This is a genomic window from Leifsonia poae (assembly GCF_020009625.1).
Taxonomy (GTDB): Bacteria; Actinomycetota; Actinomycetes; order Actinomycetales; family Microbacteriaceae; genus Leifsonia; species Leifsonia poae_A.
Genome location: NZ_JAIHLP010000002.1, coordinates 777,597 through 794,354, shown reverse-complemented (window position 1 = coordinate 794,354; position 16,758 = coordinate 777,597). Strand labels below are relative to the sequence as shown.

The 16,758-nt window shown below is 68.9% G+C and carries 13 protein-coding genes and 1 other RNA gene; 9 read left to right on the top strand and 5 right to left on the bottom strand.

Annotated features, from left to right (window positions below; translation table 11 throughout):
- Window positions 1-86: 86 nt before the first annotated feature.
- The 5 genes from K5L49_RS04395 to K5L49_RS04375 all read left to right on the top strand — a co-directional run bounded on the left by K5L49_RS04395 (window position 87) and on the right by K5L49_RS04375 (window position 5,062).
- Complete coding sequence (locus tag K5L49_RS04395) at window positions 87-2,537, top strand: purine-cytosine permease family protein (RefSeq protein ID WP_223690791.1); 2,451 nt, start codon at window positions 87-89, stop codon at window positions 2,535-2,537.
- A gap of 61 nt (window positions 2,538-2,598) precedes the next feature.
- Complete coding sequence (locus K5L49_RS04390; RefSeq protein ID WP_223690790.1) at window positions 2,599-3,417, top strand: Nif3-like dinuclear metal center hexameric protein; 819 nt, start codon at window positions 2,599-2,601, stop codon at window positions 3,415-3,417.
- Window positions 3,418-3,466: 49 nt separating this feature from the next.
- A complete protein-coding gene (locus K5L49_RS04385; protein ID WP_223690789.1) occupies window positions 3,467-4,201 on the top strand; it encodes a zinc ribbon domain-containing protein in 735 nt (244 codons plus the stop codon).
- Between the two features lie 45 nt (window positions 4,202-4,246).
- An RNA gene (rnpB, locus tag K5L49_RS04380) (RNase P RNA component class A) lies at window positions 4,247-4,616 on the top strand.
- Window positions 4,617-4,642: 26 nt separating this feature from the next.
- Window positions 4,643-5,062, top strand: coding sequence for a hypothetical protein (locus K5L49_RS04375; protein WP_223690788.1), 420 nt, complete (start codon window positions 4,643-4,645; stop codon window positions 5,060-5,062).
- On the opposite strand, the gene K5L49_RS04370 is transcribed toward K5L49_RS04375, so the two are convergent.
- The 4 genes from K5L49_RS04370 to map are packed head-to-tail and all read right to left on the bottom strand — an operon-like array spanning window position 5,023 to window position 9,919.
- On the bottom strand, window positions 5,023-5,730 hold the full coding sequence (locus tag K5L49_RS04370) for a response regulator (RefSeq protein ID WP_223690787.1): 708 nt from the start codon (window positions 5,728-5,730) through the stop codon (window positions 5,023-5,025). The two genes, K5L49_RS04375 and K5L49_RS04370, sit on opposite strands and share 40 nt — an antisense overlap.
- On the bottom strand, window positions 5,727-8,219 hold the full coding sequence (locus K5L49_RS04365; RefSeq protein ID WP_223690786.1) for a DUF4118 domain-containing protein: 2,493 nt from the start codon (window positions 8,217-8,219) through the stop codon (window positions 5,727-5,729). Before K5L49_RS04365 ends, K5L49_RS04370 begins: the two co-directional genes overlap by 4 nt.
- 46 nt (window positions 8,220-8,265) lie before the next feature.
- Window positions 8,266-9,021, bottom strand: coding sequence for a polyphosphate--glucose phosphotransferase (ppgK, locus tag K5L49_RS04360; protein WP_223690785.1), 756 nt, complete (start codon window positions 9,019-9,021; stop codon window positions 8,266-8,268).
- Window positions 9,022-9,052: 31 nt separating this feature from the next.
- Window positions 9,053-9,919 (bottom strand): type I methionyl aminopeptidase, encoded by an 867-nt coding sequence (gene map / locus K5L49_RS04355; protein WP_223690784.1) that lies wholly within the window; start codon window positions 9,917-9,919, stop codon window positions 9,053-9,055.
- 12 nt (window positions 9,920-9,931) lie between these two features.
- Between map and K5L49_RS04350 the strand changes: the two genes are divergently transcribed.
- The gene (locus K5L49_RS04350; protein ID WP_223690783.1) at window positions 9,932-10,144 is read left to right on the top strand and encodes an SPOR domain-containing protein; all 213 of its coding nucleotides are present in this window, start codon (window positions 9,932-9,934) and stop codon (window positions 10,142-10,144) included.
- A gap of 48 nt (window positions 10,145-10,192) precedes the next feature.
- Here the strand turns inward: K5L49_RS04350 and panB are convergent, their stop codons facing one another.
- Window positions 10,193-11,044 (bottom strand): 3-methyl-2-oxobutanoate hydroxymethyltransferase, encoded by an 852-nt coding sequence (panB, locus tag K5L49_RS04345; RefSeq protein WP_223690782.1) that lies wholly within the window; start codon window positions 11,042-11,044, stop codon window positions 10,193-10,195.
- Window positions 11,045-11,145: 101 nt separating this feature from the next.
- Here panB and glnA point away from each other — a divergent pair, with 101 nt between their 5' ends.
- From glnA to K5L49_RS04330, 3 genes are all read left to right on the top strand, one after another.
- On the top strand, window positions 11,146-12,483 hold the full coding sequence (glnA, locus tag K5L49_RS04340) for a type I glutamate--ammonia ligase (RefSeq protein ID WP_223690781.1): 1,338 nt from the start codon (window positions 11,146-11,148) through the stop codon (window positions 12,481-12,483).
- Between the two features lie 30 nt (window positions 12,484-12,513).
- Complete coding sequence (locus K5L49_RS04335; RefSeq protein ID WP_223690780.1) at window positions 12,514-15,537, top strand: bifunctional [glutamine synthetase] adenylyltransferase/[glutamine synthetase]-adenylyl-L-tyrosine phosphorylase; 3,024 nt, start codon at window positions 12,514-12,516, stop codon at window positions 15,535-15,537.
- A gap of 131 nt (window positions 15,538-15,668) precedes the next feature.
- Entirely contained in the window at window positions 15,669-16,721 is a 1,053-nt protein-coding gene (locus K5L49_RS04330; RefSeq protein WP_223690779.1) for an acyltransferase family protein, read from the top strand.
- Window positions 16,722-16,758: the final 37 nt, after the last annotated feature.

The following is a 16,758-nucleotide window of genomic DNA, read 5'->3' as shown; positions in this document are numbered from 1 at the left end:
CGGGCGCTCGCGCGACCCGGCGGATGGGCAGAGAAATCGCAGGTAGGAGACGGGTTCTGCGGCCTGGACCTCGGTAGGCTTTCGTCATGGACAGCGATGAGGTCGCGAGGGACCCGTCCGTCGTCTCTGTCCCGGGCAAACGGCGGGCGACCTACACGCCTGCGGTGCGCCGGAATCCGCCGGCGGACGCCGTGCAGGAGCACCACGACGACGACGAGCTGGCGAGCGCCATCGAGGCCCAGGTTTCGAGGATGACGGCGGCCGTTCCGATCATCGCGGGCCCGACCGTCGTCGGCAGCGTCGGCGAGACGGATGCGGCCTCCCTCTCGGACGAGCAGGTCGCGGCGCTCGTGCACCGGGACCTCTCTTCGCACGACACGCTCGCAGCGATCGAACATCTGGAGCGGGTGCTGGAGGCCCGGGCGACCACCGCGATCCCGGTGCAGTCTCCTGCGCCATCGTCGGGGGAGCGGGAGCCGTCGCCGACCGAGCCGTCGCCGACCGAGCCGTCGCCGACCGATCCGTCGCCGACCGATCCGTCGCCGACCGATCCGGCGCTCACCGATCCGTCGCCGACCGGTCCGACGCCCACCGATCCGACGCCTACCCAGGCGATCAGTTTCGACGACCTCGACCTGCGACGCCGCGATCCCGGTCCGGAGCCCACCTTCAGTGCATGGGTCGCCCCGGCCGCCGGGCTCACAGCCGTCGAGGCCGACGCGGTTCCGCCCGACCCGGTGCCCGTCGACACCCCGGTGCCCGTCGACACCCCGGTGCCGCAGCGGGTCGAGCCGCTCGGCTACGTCGCCCCCGAGGAGGCGCCGACCGACTCGCAGCCGATCCCGTTCGTCCCGCCGCCTCCCCTCCCCGTCGACCATCCGGATGCGCCCACTGCCGACTCGGTTCCGTTGCCGATCGTGCAGGCCGATCAGATCGCCGCCCACGACCTCGGCGCGACCGGGTACGGACGGTCGGCCGTCGATGGCGATGTCGAGGACGACGCCGACGATGTGCGTCTTCCCACCGGTTCGACCTCCGCCCCGCTCGCGAGTCCACGGGTTGCCACCGAGGAGCGCGTGCTGTTCGACGCGGACCCCGTCGCCGCTCCGGTGTTCGAGGTGGAGCTGGCCGACCTGGAGCCGACGCCGCTCGAGAGCCGGGTGGGGCGCGCATCCCGGATGTTCTGGCTCTGGTTCGCCGGCACCTCTTCGCTCATCAGCGTGGGGGTCGGCGCCACCCTCTTCACGCTCGGCCTCAGCCTGCGACAGATTCTCGTGGCCACCCTCGTCGGCGTCGCTCTCTCGTTCCTGCCCCTCGGCCTCGGCACTCTGGCCGGCAAGTGGAGCGGACAGCCGACGATGGTGGTCTCCCGCGCCACGTTCGGCCTCCGTGGCAACGTCGTTCCCGCGGCCCTGGCCCTGCTGACGCGACTCTTCTGGGGGGCCGTGCTGCTGTGGTTGGCCGGGGTGTCGGTCGGAACGGTCTTCACCTCGCAGGGCTGGGCCCAGGATGCCGTGCTCCCGACCACCGTCGGATTGGTCGTCACGATCGGCGCCGCGCTCGCCGTGGCGTTCTTCGGGTATTCGCTGGTCGCCCGGGTCCAGCTGGTTCTGACCATCGCTTCGGCTGTGCTCATCGTCGTGATGATCGCGGCGACCTGGCGGTCGGTCGACCTGTCGACGGCGCTCGAGGTCCCCGATGCCGCTTGGCCCCGTGTGGTGACCGGCGCCGTGCTGGTATTCAGTTACCTCGGCCTCGCCTGGGCGAACAGCAGCGCCGAGGTCGCCCGGTATCAGCGGCCCGGATCGTCAGGGGCGTCGGGGATGCTGTGGGCGACATTCGGTGCCGCCCTGCCGCCCTTCGCCCTCGTCTCCTACGGCGGTCTCCTCGCGGCATCGAACACGGGCCTGGCCGACCGGCTTGCCACCGATCCTGTCGGCGCGTTCGCTCAGCTCGGTCTGCCTGCGTGGTACCCGATACCGCTGCTACTCGCGGTCAGCCTGAGCCTGATCTCCGCCCTCGTGCTCACCGTGTACTCGGGCGGATTCACGCTGGAGGCCCTCGGCGCCCGGTTGCAGCGACCGTGGAGCACCGTCGCGGTGGGCGGCGCCATCGCGCTCGCCGGAATCCTGCTCGCAACCGCGGCGCCCGACCTGGAGAGCGTTCTGAAAGGGCCGCCGACCACACTCGCGGTTCCGGTCGCCGCCTGGTCGGGGCTGTTCGCTGCCGAGATGATGCTGCGCACCCGGCGGTTCCACCAGCCCTCGCTGCTCCGCCGCGGCGGCGTCTATCCGGATTGGCGCTGGACCAATCTGGGGATGCTCGTGATCGCCACCGTGGTCGGCCTGGGCCTTGTCGGCTCCGATCTGCCCTGGCTCCGGTGGGAGGGGTACCTGTTCCCCCTCGTCGGCGTCGACCCGCACGGTGACCTCGGGATGAGCAACCTCGGCGTGCTCGTGGCGCTCGGCCTCGGCATCCTCACCCCACTCCTCGCCGGGATCCCGGCCGTGCGCCGGCAGGAGCGCGCGACCGAGTGAGGTCGTCTCGGGATCTCGGCCGGGCGGGGGAACGGGGGGTGTATCCCGTAGGCTCGTTTCCGTGCCCACCACCCTTGATTCCGTCCGCCGTCACGTCGAGCGACTCTGGCCGCTTTCGGGCGCGGAGGGCTGGGACGCGCCCGGACTGCTCTCCGGGGACCCGGCCGCGCCGGTCGAGCGCATCCTGCTCGCCGTCGATGCGGTGGCGGCCACCGTCGACGAGGCGATCGGGCTCGGAGCGGACCTGCTCCTCGCGCACCATCCGCTGCTCCTGCGGGGTGTGACCAGCGTCGCCGAAGACCGCTACAAGGGCGCGCTGCTCGCCCGGCTCATCCGGGCCGACTGTGCGCTCATCGCCGCCCACACGAACGCCGACGTCGTCGCCGACGGAACGTCCGCCGTGTTGGCCGCGCGACTCGGGCTCACCGACACCAGCCCGATCGTCCCGGCGCCCGACGGTATCACCGGGATCGGCCGCGTCGGAACCCTGGCCGAGGCCACCACTCTCGGCGCGCTCGCCCGGCGCCTCGCCGAGGTGCTTCCCGCCACGGCGGGCGGTGTGCGCGCCGCCGGCGACTTCCATCAGCCCGTCTCGCGTGTCGCGCTGTGCGGTGGTGCCGGCGACTCGCTCCTATCGTCGGAGGCCGTGCGCGGTGCCGACGTGTACATCACGGCCGACCTGCGCCACCATCCCGCTTCCGAAGCGCGCGAGCAGGCGATGCTGGGTGGCGGTCCGGCCCTGATCGACGTCTCGCATTGGGCGAGCGAATGGCTCTGGCTCGACACCGCGGCCGACCAGCTGCGGGCCGCGCTGCCCGGTGTGACCATCGAGGTCAGCGAGCTGCGCACCGACCCCTGGGATTTCGCGATCCTGCAGTAGCGAACCTCCCTCACCGACCCGATACGAATCACGAAAAGAGCCGAGAACCGTGAAAGCCAGCCCCACCGACCAGATCGAACTCATCCGCCTCCAGTCCGCGGACACGCGTCTCGCCCAGCTCGACCACACGGCGAAGAACCTGCCGCAGACCGTCGAGCTCGCCGCACTGCAGCCCGAAATCGACGCGCTCCGCGCCCGCTGGATCGCGCGCACCGGTGAACTGGAGGACGCCCGCACCGAATTGAAGCGCGTCGAATCCGATGTGCACCTCGTCGAGACGCGCATGGAGCGTGACGCGGCACGGCTGCAGCAGACCTCCTCGATCAAGGATGTGCAGGCTCTCGAAGGCGAGCTCGCCTCCCTGTCGAAGCGCCGCGACGACCTGGAAGAGATCGAGTTGACGGTCATGGAGCGAGTGGAGGAGCTCGAAGGGCTCCTCGGTACCATCGAATCCGAGCAGGCCGAGCTCGCCACGCGTGTGCACGCCCTCGAAGAGGCCCGGGGAGGCGAGTTGGCGAAGGTCGACGCGCAGCGCAAAGCTCTGGCGACTGATCGCGCCACGATCGTCGGCACGCTTCCGGCAGACCTCGTCGAGCTGTATGAGAAGCAGCGGGCACGCTACGGCCTTGGTGCCGCATTGCTGGTGCGCGGAGTGTCGATGGGGAGCAATGTCAAGCTCACCGAATCCGATCTCGCGGTCATCCGCCGTGCCGCGCCGGATGATGTGCTGCTCTGCCCCGACAGCAGCGCGATCCTGGTGCGCACCGAGGAGTCGGGTCTCTGATCCGGGAGCGAACGCTCAGCCGTCGCCCGCTAGGCTGAAGACGAATGGGCCGGCAAGACGGTCGCGTCGGTCCGCTTCGGCGGGCCGCCGAGGAACGTCCGGGCTCCACAGAGCAGGACGGTGGGTAACACCCACCCGGGGCAACCCGCGAGACAGTGCCACAGAGAACAGACCGCCACGGACCTCGGTCCGCGGTAAGGGTGAAACGGTGGGGTAAGAGCCCACCAGCGACCGGGGTGACCCGGCCGGCTCGGTAAACCTCGTCCGGAGCAAGGTCAGACAGGAAACGTTGAGGCTGCTCGCCGAGTTTCCGGGTAGACCGCTAGAGGGCGGCGGCAACGTCGTCCCGAGAGAGATGGCCGTCCACGGTGCTCACGCACCCGGACAGAACCCGGCGTATCAGCCGGCCCATTCCTTGTATGTCTGGGGAGGCGGATGTCGATGGCGGACGACGAGCGGCGGCTGCGGCGCATCGCCGAGACCGCCAGCGCGTTCTCCGCCACCGTGATCGTCCTCGTGGCCCTCGGCTACTGGTTCTGCGTATGGCTGTTCTTCGCCTCGCCCTGGTTGGTTCCGGCGCCGAGCGACTCCTGGGTGCCGAATGATCCCGGCTCCGCCATGCAGGCTTCGGTGGCTTCCCTCGTCTACTGGGTGCTCGCGTTCTCCGTCGCGCTCGGTCTCGCCGTCGTCATCACGGTGCTCGGCGTCCGCGCCCTGCAACGGCTCTGGGAGTGCTCGGCCGAGTCGCTCATCGTCGAGCGTTCGGATGAGCTCGACCCGGCAGTGACGCTGGACCGGCTCGATCGGGAGGGAGCTCCCGGTCAGTCCTCGCCCGGCGTCGGCTCGGGGGAGAACCGGTAGCCCATCCCGGGCTCGGTGAGGAGGTAGCGGGGGTGGGAGGGCTCCGGCTCCAGCTTCTTGCGCAGCTGGGAGAGGTAGAGCCGCAGATAGCCGGTGTCGTTCGTGTACTGCGGCCCCCACACCTGCGTGAGCAGGGCTTGCCGTGTGACGAGGCGTCGCGGATTTCGCACCAGAACTTCGAGGATCGCCCACTCGGTCGGAGTGAGCCGCACGGTCTCGGAACCGTCGCCGACGCGCCGCGTCACCTGGCGGGCGGAGAGGTCGACCGAGATGTCGCCGAACGCGACGATCGGCTCATCGTCGGTGGTCGTCGGCTGCCGCCGGGTGAGGGCGCGGATGCGGGCGAGGAGCTCGTCGGCGGCGAACGGTTTCGTCACGTAGTCGTCGGCGCCGGCGTCGAGCGCATCGACCTTGTCGGAGGAGTCGGTGCGTCCCGAGACGACCAGGATCGGCACCGCGCTCCAGCCGCGCAACCCTTCGATGACCTCGATGCCGTTCAGCTCGGGCATGCCGAGGTCGACCATGACAAGTTCGGGGTGGTGCTCCACCGCCTGGCTCAGCGCCTCACCGCCGGTGCGGGCGACGATCACCTCGTAGCCCCGCGCGGTCAGCAGGATGCGCAGCGCGCGCAGGATCTGCTGGTCGTCGTCAGCGATCAGGATCTTCACCGGGGGTCCTCTCTCTCCGCGGCGACGGGCAGCGTGACGACCATCGTCAGGCCACCGCCCGGGGTGTCTTCGGCTTCGAGCGTGCCGCCCATCCCTTCGGCGAAACCTTTGGAGAGGGCCAGGCCCAAGCCGATCCCCGAGTCGTTGTCGGTGTCGCTGAGCCGTTGGAAGGGCAGGAACACGGCGTCCCGGCGCTCGCCGGCGATGCCGGGCCCGTGATCGATGACCCTGACCTGAACCGTTCCTCCGAACTCGCTGGCGGCGACGGTCGGCCGCGACCCGGACGGGCTGAACCGCAGGGCGTTGCTCAGGAGGTTCACGAGGATGCGCTGGAGCAGCACAGCATCGGTGTCGACCGCGGGCAGATCGGCGGGGAGGGCGAGCTCCACCTCGGCCGGGCCCAGGTGGAGCTCTTCGAGGGCCGATGGGATGACGTCGTCGATCTCGGTCGGCACGAGCGAGACCGCGAGCACACCGGCCTGAACCCGGCTCACATCGAGCAGATTGGTGACCAGCTTGGCGAGACCGTTCAGACTCTCCTCGGCGGTCTCGAGCAGTGCCTCACGATCGTCGGCACTGAGCGGGATGTCGGCCTGCCTCAGAGTGGTGACGGCGGCGGTCGCGGCGGCGAGCGGGCGACGAAGATCGTGACCGACGGCCGCCAGGAGTGCGCTGCGCACCCGGTCGGTCTCGGCGAGCGGCGCCAGCTCGCTGGCCGTCGCGGTGAGGTCGCGGTGTTCGAGGGCCGCATCCAATTGGCTGACGATCACGGCGAGCAGCCGGCGGTCGGCGGCGGCGAGGTCGCGACCCGAGAGTTCCAGGGTGCCGCGCTCGCCCACCGGAAGCGTCTGGGTGTGGGAGGCGTCCGCCGGTTCGCCGTCGGTGCTGAGCACCTCGTCACCGTCGAGGAGACGCACCCCGGTCAGGCCGAACGCCTCCCGGGTGCGGGTCACGAGTGCTTGTACGGCGTTCTCGCCCCGGATGACGCCGCCGGCGACCGTGGCGAGCAGCTCGGCCTCGGCCGCGGCCCGTTTGGCTGCCCGGCTGCGTCGTGCGGCCTGGTCGACCACGAGGCTGACGAGCGCCGCGATCACGAGGAAGAGCAGCAGAGCGAGAAGGTGCAACGGCTCGCTGACCGTGATCGTGTAGAGGGGTGCCACGAAGAAGTAGTCGAGCGTGATCCCGGAGAGCAGAGCGGCGAACAGTGCCGGCCAGACGCCGCCGACCAGGGCGACGAGCACGACGAGGAGTTGATAGCTGAGGACATCGCTCGTCATCGAGTCCGGGGAACGCAGGGCGGTGAGCAGCCAGGTGAGCAGCGGCCCGCCGACCAGAGCGAGCACGAAGCCCAGAATCCGGCGACGAACCGTCAGGCCGCCTCGGAACCGCGGGAGGGAGAACCGGCCGCCCGCCTGCGAATGCGAGACGATGTGCACATCGATGTCGGCGGACTCCCGGATGACCGTGGAGCCGATCCCCGGCCCCGAGAGCAGCGCGGAGAGCCGGCTGCGGCGGCTGACGCCGATCACCAGCTGTGTCGCGTTCGACCCTCGGGCGAAATCGACGAGTGCGCGTGGGATGTCGCTCCCGACCACTTGGTGATAGCTCCCGCCGAGCTGTTCGACGAGGCTGCGCTGTGCGGCGAGTGCTCCGGGGTTCGGCTCGCGCAGTCCGTCCTGACTGGTGACGTGCACCGCCAGGAGGTCGCCGCCGGCCGACCGGGCGGCGATGCGTGCCCCGCGCCGCAGCAGCGTCTCGCCTTCGGCGCCACCGGTCAGGGCCACGACGACGCGTTCCCGGGCCTCCCACCGGCCGGCGATCCCGTGTTCGGCGCGATAGCGCTGCAGGGCGACATCGACCTCGTCGGCCAGCCAGAGCAGTGCCAGCTCGCGTAGTGCGGTCAGATTGCCGAGACGGAAGTAGTTGGAGAGCGCGGCGTCGATGCGCGCCGCCGGATACACGACACCGTCGGCGAGCCGGTCGCGCAGGGCCTGCGGGGCGAGATCGACGACCTCGATCTGGTCGGCGCTCCGGAGCACGGCGTCTGGGATCGTCTCGCGTTGCGGGACCCCGGTGATCTGTTCGACCACGTCGTTCAGCGACTCGATGTGCTGGATGTTGACCGTCGATATCACGTCGATGCCGGCCTCGAGCATTGCCTCGACATCTTCCCAGCGCTTCTCGTGCACCGCACCCGGGGCGTTCGTGTGCGCGAGCTCGTCGACGAGCGCCAGTTGCGGGGCACGGGCGAGCACCGCATCCAGGTCGAGCTCGGTCAGCTCGATGCCGCGGTGGCCGACGCTGCGCCGGGGAACGACCTCCAGCCCCTCCAGCATCGCCGCAGTGGCGGCGCGGCCGTGGGTCTCCACGACCGCGACGACCACGTCCTTGCCGAGCTCGAGCAGCCGCTTGCCCTCCTCGAGCATCGTGTAGGTCTTGCCGACGCCGGGGGCGGCGCCGAGCAGGACCCGCAGCTGCCCCCGTGCCATCGTTCTCCTCGTCGCTCTCCGCAGGCCGCCCGGTGGGGGGCGGCGGTCAGCTCCGCGTCGCGAGCGCGGCCGCCCCGAGGATCCCCGCATTGTTGCGATGCACGGCCGGGACGATCGGTGTCTTGAGGTCGAGCAGCGGCAGGAAGTCCTGGTAGTTCTTCGAGACGCCGCCGCCGACGATGAACAGATCCGGAGTGAACAGGAACTCGAGCGTGGTGTAGTAGCGCTGCAGCCGCTTCGCCCACTTCTCCCAGCTGAGGTCTTCCCGCTCCTTGGCCGAGTATGCAGCCTTCGATTCCGCGTCGTGCCCGTCGATCTCCAGATGGCCGAGCTCAGCGTTCGGAGTGAGCACGCCGTTGTAGATGAGGGCGGAGCCGATGCCCGTACCCAGCGTCGTCAGGATGATCAGCCCGTCTTTGCCCTTCGCCGCACCGAACTGCGACTCAGCGTACCCGGCCGCATCGGCATCGTTGACGAAATGGATGTCGCGACCGAGCGCCTTCTCGAACAGATCCTCGGCGTGCAGGTCGATCCACTTCTTCGAGACGTTCGCCGCCGAGAGGGTGACGCCGTGGCTGACGATCGCCGGGAAGCAGACGCCGACCGGCGCCTCTCGGTCTTCGGAGGCGAGCTGGTCGACGATCTTCTTGGTGACATCGACGATGTCGTCTGGTCTGCCGCCTTCCGGCGTGGGCAGCTTGATCCGGTCGCTGATGAGTTCGCCGGTGGTGAGGTCGACGAGACCCCCCTTGATGCCGGTTCCTCCGATGTCGATTCCGATTGCGGTGTTCTTCGAACTCATGTGCACGAATCTACCGCGCCGGAGCCCGGGATCACGGCAGGGTCAGCACCTCGGCGCCGCGCTCGGTGACCACGAGCGTGTGCTCGAACTGCGCGGTGATGCTCTTGTCGCGGGTGACGACGGTCCAGTCGTCGGCCCACATGTCCCACTCGTGGGTGCCGAGGGTGAGCATCGGCTCGATGGTGAACACCATGCCCACCTCCATCACGGTGTCGTAGACGGGCGCCGAATCGTAGTGGGGGATGATCAGTCCCGAGTGGAACGCAGCGCCCACGCCGTGCCCGGTGTAGTCGCGCACGACGCCATAGCCGAACCTCTTCGCATACGATTCGATGGCGCGGCCGATCACGTTCACCTGGCGCCCCGGGGCGACCGCCTTGATGCCCCGGTCGAGTGCGCCACGGGTGCGCTCGACGAGCTGGGCGACCTCTTCGGTCGCCGTGCCGGCGATGAACGTCTGATTGCTGTCGCCGTGGAAGCCGTTCTTGAAGGCGGTGATGTCGATATTGACGAGGTCACCGTCGTCGAGAACGGTGTCGTCGGGGATGCCGTGGCAGATGACCTCGTTGACCGAGCTGCACAGCGACTTCGGGTAGCCGCGGTACCCGAGCGTCGACGGGTACGCATCGTTCGCGATCAGGAACTCGTGCCCGATCGCATCCAACTCGTCGGTGGTTATGCCGGGACGAACGGCGGCGCCGACCAGAGCGATCGCCTCGGCCGCGATCCGGCCGGACTCTCGGATCAGGGCGATCTCGTCGGGGGAGTACACATCGGTTCCGGTGTACGGCTCCGGGCCCTTCTTGCCCACATACTCCGGCCGCGGGATGCTCGCGGGGACGGGCCGCATCGGCGAGAGGCGGCCGGGGATCAGATGACCTGCGGAATCCTTGGGCATAGGATCAAGCTTATGACCGGCGAGAACGACTACGGGATCAAGCAGGACGCGGAGCACCGCTACTGGTACAACACGCGCACCGGCCAGGTCGAGCAGGGCTTCGTCTCGCCCGCTCCAGACAGGGTCGGTCCGTTCGACACCCGCGAGGAAGCCGAGCACGCGCTCGAGAAGCTGCGCGAGAACAGTGCCAAATGGGCCGAGGAAGACGCCGCCGACGATCGTTAGGCTTCACGGTCGGCTTGTCGGGTCACCCGACGTTCTGTGGCGCTTCTGCTAGAAACTCTGCTCGGCGGTCGGGAACGTTCCGCCCTGCACATCCGCTTTGAAAGCGGCGGCCGCATCCGTCAGGGTGCCGCGCAGGTCTGCGTACTGCTTCACGAATTTGGGGATGCGGCCGGTGGTCAGGCCCGCCCAGTCGGTCCAGACCAGCAGTTGGCCGTCCACATCCGGCCCCGCTCCGACGCCGATGGTCGGGATGCGCAGCTCGGCCGTGACGCGTCCGGCGATCTCGGCGGGGATCATCTCCATCACGACGGCGAACGCGCCCGCGTCTTCCACGGCGTGGGCGTCGGCGAGGAGCTGCTCCGCACCATCGCCCCGGCCCTGGATGATGTGGCCGCCGAGGCCGTGTTCGCTCTGCGGGGTGAAACCGATGTGCGCCATCACCGGGATGCCGGCGTCGACGATGCGACGGATCTGCTCGGCGCTGCGCACCCCGCCCTCGAGTTTCACGGCGTGCGCGCCGGTCTCTTTCATGAAACGCACGGCCGTGTGCAGTGCCTCCAGCGGACCGGTCTCGTACGAACCGAATGGCATGTCCGCGACCACGAACGCGCGCTTGACGGCCCCGGCCACGGCACGGGTCAGCGGGATGAGCTCGTCGACCGTCACCGGAAGTGTCGTCTCGTAGCCGAGCACATTGTTGCCCGCCGAGTCGCCCACCAGGAGGAAGTCGATTCCGGCGGCGTCGAAGATCTGTGCTGTCAGCTGGTCGTAGCTGGTGAGACCGGTGAACTTGGTCCCTTCGTCTTTCGCGGCCTGGAAGTGCCTTGTGCGCACCCGCTTCAAGCCCTGCATCGTGTGGGCGGGGACGGCCGGCGTCGCGGCCGGTGACTGCTCTGACATGTGCCCAGTCTACTGACCGGACACGCGCGGCGAACGAGAGGTCGACGGCATCGAATCCGCTCGTAAACCAGTAGTCTGGGGAGGCTGACGAAAGGGGCACGATGGACAAGCAGCGCGACTTCGTTCTTCGCACGATCGAGGAACGTGGCGTCAAGTTCGTGAGGCTGTGGTTCACCGATGTGGTCGGCACGCTCAAGTCGGTCGCGATCGCACCGGCCGAGGTCGAGGGTGCGTTCACCGAGGGGCTCGGCTTCGACGGTTCCGCCATCGAAGGCCTCACCCGTGCGTACGAATCGGATCTGCTCGCCCTGCCGGATCCGACCACCTTCCAGATCCTGCCGTGGCGGGGTGAGGTCGACCCGACCGCGCGCATGTTCTGCGACATCACCACCCCGGACGGACTGCCGTCGGTCTCCGACCCGCGCAATGTCCTCAAGCGCACGCTGGAGAAGGCGGCCGACCGCGGCTTCACCTTCTACACGCATCCCGAGATCGAGTTCTACCTGCTCAAATCGTCGTCGTTCGGCGAAGACGGGCCCGAGCCGGTCGACTCCGCCGGCTACTTCGACAATGTTCCCGGCGGCACGGCTCACGACTTCCGTCGCCGATCGGTGCGGATGCTCGAAGACCTCGGCATCTCGGTCGAGTTCAGCCACCACGAGGCGGGCCCCGGTCAGAACGAGATCGACCTCCGCTATGCGGATGCGCTCACCACGGCCGACAACATCATGACCTTCCGCACCGTCGTGAAAGAGGTGGCGATCGAGCAGGGCGTCTACGCGACGTTCATGCCGAAGCCGCTCTCCGGGCACCCGGGCTCGGGCATGCACACCCACATGTCGCTGTTCGAGGGCGACACCAATGCGTTCTTCGAGGCCGGCGCGGAGTACCAGCTGTCGAAGATCGGCCGACACTTCATCGCCGGACTGCTGCGCCACGCGCCCGAGATCACGGCGGTCACCAACCAGTTCGTGAACTCCTACAAGCGACTCTGGGGCGGCGACGAGGCGCCAAGTTTCGTCTGCTGGGGGCACAACAACCGGTCTGCGCTCGTGCGCGTGCCGCTCTACAAGCCGAACAAGGGGCAGAGCTCGCGAGTCGAGTACCGCGCCATCGATTCGGCAGCGAACCCCTACCTCGCGTTCTCGCTCATGCTGGCCGCCGGACTCAAAGGCATCGAAGAGCAGTACGAGCTGCCGCCCGAGGCCGAGAACAACGTCTGGGCGCTGAGCGACACCGAGCGCCGCGCGCTCGGGTACAGCCAGCTGCCCGCGAGCCTCGACCACGCCATCTCGCTGATGGAAGACTCCGAGCTGGTCGCCGAGACGCTGGGGGAGCAGGTGTTCAACTACGTGCTCCTCAACAAGCGCAAAGAGTGGCAGGAGTACCGCGCGCAGGTCACTCCCTACGAACTGCGCACCAACCTCGAGATCCTCTAAGTCGCGGTGTCGACCGCAGCGATCTGATCGATGACCCGCGACACGATCTCCCTGACCACGCTGGCGCGGTTCGGCTTCGTGGGTCTGAGCTCCGTTCGAGCGCAGCTCGATGAGCTCGCCCGGGAGACGGGCATCGCCATCGAGCAGGCGCTGCCGGCGTTCTCGGTCGCGGCCGACCCGGACACGGCGCTCGCGAGCGCGATCGCCCTGGTGCGCCGCGCCCCCGAAGAGGTTGCGCGGTATCTGCGCGATCCGGAGAGCGCCCGCCGTGTTCTGCGCGTGATCGGTGCCTCCGATGGGATCGCCGAGTTCTTCCTGCGGCAGCCGGAACAATTGGATGCGCTCAGCGCGCCGGTCACGCGGCTCCCGTCTGCGGCGGAACTGCGAACCGATCTGCTGGCCTCGGTCGGCGCCGTCGACGGTTTCGCAGATGTGGTCGAGGAGGCGGCGTGGACGGCACTCCGGCTCCGTTATCGTCGTCGCCTCGTGCAGCTTGCGAGCTTCGACCTCGAACAGAGCGACCCCGTCGACGGCTTCGACGCGGTCGCCGCCGCGATCTCGGATCTGGCCGCGGCCGCCCTCGAAGCATCCCTCGCCGTCGCGAGACGGCAGTCGGCGGGAACTGGGCCCGGTCGTTTCCCCGAAGCCGAGGTTCGCGCAACCCGGCTCGCGATCATCGGGATGGGCAAGGCCGGTGCCCGCGAACTGAACTACGTGAGCGACGTCGACGTGATCTACGTGGCCGAGGGCGACGATACGGCCGGTGTCACCTCGGGCCGGGCCGTGGACATCGCGACGCGTCTGGCGATGCTCACGATGCGCGGCATCCAGGATCCGGCCCTGGAACCCGGGCTCTGGGAGGTCGACCCGAATCTGCGCCCCGAGGGGAAAGACGGCGCCCTCGTCCGCACCCTCGAATCGCATATCGCCTACTACGACCGCTGGGCGAAGGGCTGGGAGTTCCAGGCCCTGCTCAAGGCGCGTCCCCTCGCCGGCGATGAAGAACTGGGGGAGCGCTACGTGAACGCGCTCGCGCCGAAAGTGTGGAGCAGCGCCTCCCGCGAGAACTTCGTGGAGTCGGTGCAGCGCATGCGCGAGCGGGTCACGGACAACATCCCCGACGACGAGGTGCACTATCAGCTGAAGCTCGGGCCCGGTGGCCTGCGCGATGTGGAGTTCACGGTGCAGCTCCTGCAGCTCGTGCACGGCCAGACCGACGACAGGGTGCGCCAGCGGGCGACCCTGCCGGCGCTGGCGGCGCTGGCGGCGCAGGGATACATCGGCCGGGAGGAATCGGCTGCCTTCTCGCGCGACTATCGCACGCTGCGGCTCATGGAGCACCGACTCCAGCTGCGTCACCTCCATCGCACGCACCTGATGCCCCGCGACGAGGGGGATGTCCGCGTGCTCGCGCGCGCGACGGGACTCGCGACCGGCGCCGTTCAACTCCTCGAACTCTGGAACGCGATCAAGCACAGGGTGCGGGGGCTGCACGAGCGGCTGTTCTACCGCCCGCTTCTGAGCGCGGTCGCCGCGACCTCCAACGAGGATGCGCGCCTCACCGGTGAGGCCGGCCTCACGAACGCGCAGGCCGAGGCTCGCCTGGCCGCCATCGGCTTCCGGGACCCGCGGGGAGCCCTCGCCCACATCGCAGCGCTGACCGGAGGCGTATCGCGACGGGCCACCATCCAACGGCACCTGCTGCCGGTCATGCTGCAATGGTTCGCCGACGGCGCCGACCCCGACTACGGTCTCCTCACGTTCCGGCGGTTGAGTGAGGACCTCGGCTCCACCCACTGGTATCTGCGCATGCTGCGCGACTCCACCGGCGCGGCCGAGCGTCTGACCCGCGTGCTCTCCGGCTCGCGTTTCGCCGGGGAGTTGCTCGGGCGCATCCCGGAGTCGGTGGCATGGCTCGAGTCGGAGGACGATCTGCGTCCGAGGTCGGCCGAGCTGCTTCGAGAGGAGACACGTGCCATCCTCGGTCGGCACGAGTCGGCCGAGAACGCGGCATCGGCCCTCCGTGCGGCGCGGCGGCGCGAAGTGCTGCGGTTGGCGTTCTCGGGCATTCTCGGTTTCGCCTCGATCGATGAACTGGCGCAGGGACTGACCGCGATCACCGAGAACGTGATCGCTGGGGTTCTGGAGGCGGTCCGCGCCTCGCGCGCCGATCAGGACCAATACGAGTTCGCGGTCATCGGCATGGGCCGGTTCGGGGGGCGGGAGCTGGGCTTCGGTTCTGACGCCGACGTCATGTACGTCTTCCGTTCCCACGGCGACGACCAGGAGGCGGCCCACCGCTCCGCGCTGGCGGTCGTCTCCGAGCTGAACCGACTCACCGACGACAACCGTCTGCCGCTCGACCTCGACATCGGGCTGCGACCGGAGGGCAAGAACGGCACCCCGGTGCGCTCCCTCGAGTCGTACCGCGCCTACTATCAGCGCTGGTCGCTCACCTGGGAGGCGCAGGCGCTGCTGAGAGCGCGCGGTGTCGCCGGGGATGCGGCACTCCTGCAGGACTTCGAACGCGTCGCCGACGAGGTGCGCTATCCGTCGCGGATCGAAGAGCAGGCCGTGCGCGAGGTCAAACGGATCAAGGCACGCGTGGAGAACGAACGGCTGCCCCAAGGGGCTGATCCGAAGCGGCATCTGAAGCTCGGGCGCGGCTCGCTCAGCGATGTCGAGTGGTTCGTGCAACTCATCCAATTGCAGCACGCGGCCGCCGTTCCCGCCCTGCGCACCACATCGACGCTCGGAGCGCTCGCCGTCGCTTCCGACCACAGGTTCGTCGAACCGGACGACGCAGCGAAGCTCCGCGATGCGTGGGTGTTCGCATCCCGGGCCCGCTCCGCGATGACGCTCTGGACCAACAAAACGGCTGATGTGCTCCCGTCGGACAGGGTGCAGCTCGACGGTGTCGCCCGCCTTCTGGAGTATCCGCCGGGGTCGGCGAGCAAGCTGGAGGAGGACTACCTGGCGGTCACACGCCGGGCGCGCGCGGTCTTCGAGCGCGCGTTCTACGGTCTGCCGGAACGGCCGGCGCCGACGGGATGACCGACATCCGACGCCCCTCGGACGGGGAGGACCACTCGACGTCAGAACTGAGTATTATTCACTAGCGACGCATCGGCGTGGCGGCGCACGGCGCCCGGGGGAACGGCGGGGAGACGATGACGCTTCAGCGAGTGTTCGATCCGAGACTCAATGCGCTCAACGTGGTGCGTCTGCTCCTGGCGGTCAGTGTCATCGTCTGGCACTCCTTCCCCCTCACCGGTGCATCCCGACCGCCGTGGCCGGTCGTGCAACTCCTCGGTGAGGCCGGCGTCGACGGCTTCTTCGCGATCTCCGGCTTCCTCATCGTCGCCAGCTGGATGCGGAACCCCCGCTGGCGGCCCTACCTGCGGGCCCGGGTGCTGCGCATCCTGCCGGCGTTCTACTTCTGTCTCGTCGTGACCGCATTCGTGCTGGCGCCGCTCGGGATCCTCCTCGTCGGCCAGGGCTTCCCCGATGGATACCTGGGTGACTCGCTCCTCTACGTGCTGAAGAACGCGGGCCTGCGCATCGTCGAGGCCGGCATCGGCGGCACGCCCGAGGGTGTTCTTCCGTATCCGGGCGTCTGGAACGGCTCGCTCTGGACCCTGTGGTGGGAGTTCCTCTGCTACCTCGGCGTGCTCATCCTCGGGCTGACGCGGCTGCTCCGATTCCGCGTGACCGTGCCGATACTGTTCATCGCCTGCCTGGGCGGCGTCGCCCTGACCGCGGCGGGAATCCTCGACAACGCCGAGCTCATCAACGGGTCGCGTTTCGGCCTCATGTTCGCCGCGGGAGCCCTCATCCACCAAGTGAAGGACAGACTTCCTGCGCGCTGGTGGCTGGTCGGCATCGCCGCGGCGATCACGATCACGGCCTCCGTGCTGCCCGACTACCGTCTCGTGGCCGCTCTGCCGCTCGCCTATCTGCTCATCGCCGGGGGCGCGCTCGTGAAGATCCCCGGACTCCGCCTGCGAAACGACGTCTCCTACGGAACCTACATCTACGCCTTCCCGCTGCAGCAGGTACTGGCCTCGGCCGGCCTCGCGGCACTGGGGGTGCCGGTGTTCGCCGCTGTCGCGACGATTCTGACCCTGGGCGTCGCCACGCTCAGCTGGCATCTGATCGAAAAGCGCGCCCTGCGTTGGAAGCGGAGCCGCGCAGGAATGACACCCGAAAGCGTCACGCTGACCGCCGGCCCTGCCTAGCGTGTGCGGCCCTCCAGCGACGGAGCGGCTCGATAGT

What these genes read in the sequence shown, in the direction of transcription:
- K5L49_RS04365 (WP_223690786.1), bottom strand. Translation starts at nt 8,219, where the DNA reads ATGGCACGGGGGCAGCTGCGGGTCCTGCTCGGCGCCGCCCCCGGCGTC.
- K5L49_RS04395 (WP_223690791.1), top strand. Translation starts at nt 87, where the DNA reads ATGGACAGCGATGAGGTCGCGAGGGACCCGTCCGTCGTCTCTGTCCCG.
- K5L49_RS04350 (WP_223690783.1), top strand. Translation starts at nt 9,932, where the DNA reads ATGACCGGCGAGAACGACTACGGGATCAAGCAGGACGCGGAGCACCGC.
- map (WP_223690784.1), bottom strand. Translation starts at nt 9,919, where the DNA reads ATGCCCAAGGATTCCGCAGGTCATCTGATCCCCGGCCGCCTCTCGCCG.
- K5L49_RS04375 (WP_223690788.1), top strand. Translation starts at nt 4,643, where the DNA reads ATGGCGGACGACGAGCGGCGGCTGCGGCGCATCGCCGAGACCGCCAGC.
- ppgK (WP_223690785.1), bottom strand. Translation starts at nt 9,021, where the DNA reads ATGAGTTCGAAGAACACCGCAATCGGAATCGACATCGGAGGAACCGGC.
- panB (WP_223690782.1), bottom strand. Translation starts at nt 11,044, where the DNA reads ATGTCAGAGCAGTCACCGGCCGCGACGCCGGCCGTCCCCGCCCACACG.
- K5L49_RS04335 (WP_223690780.1), top strand. Translation starts at nt 12,514, where the DNA reads ATGACCCGCGACACGATCTCCCTGACCACGCTGGCGCGGTTCGGCTTC.
- glnA (WP_223690781.1), top strand. Translation starts at nt 11,146, where the DNA reads ATGGACAAGCAGCGCGACTTCGTTCTTCGCACGATCGAGGAACGTGGC.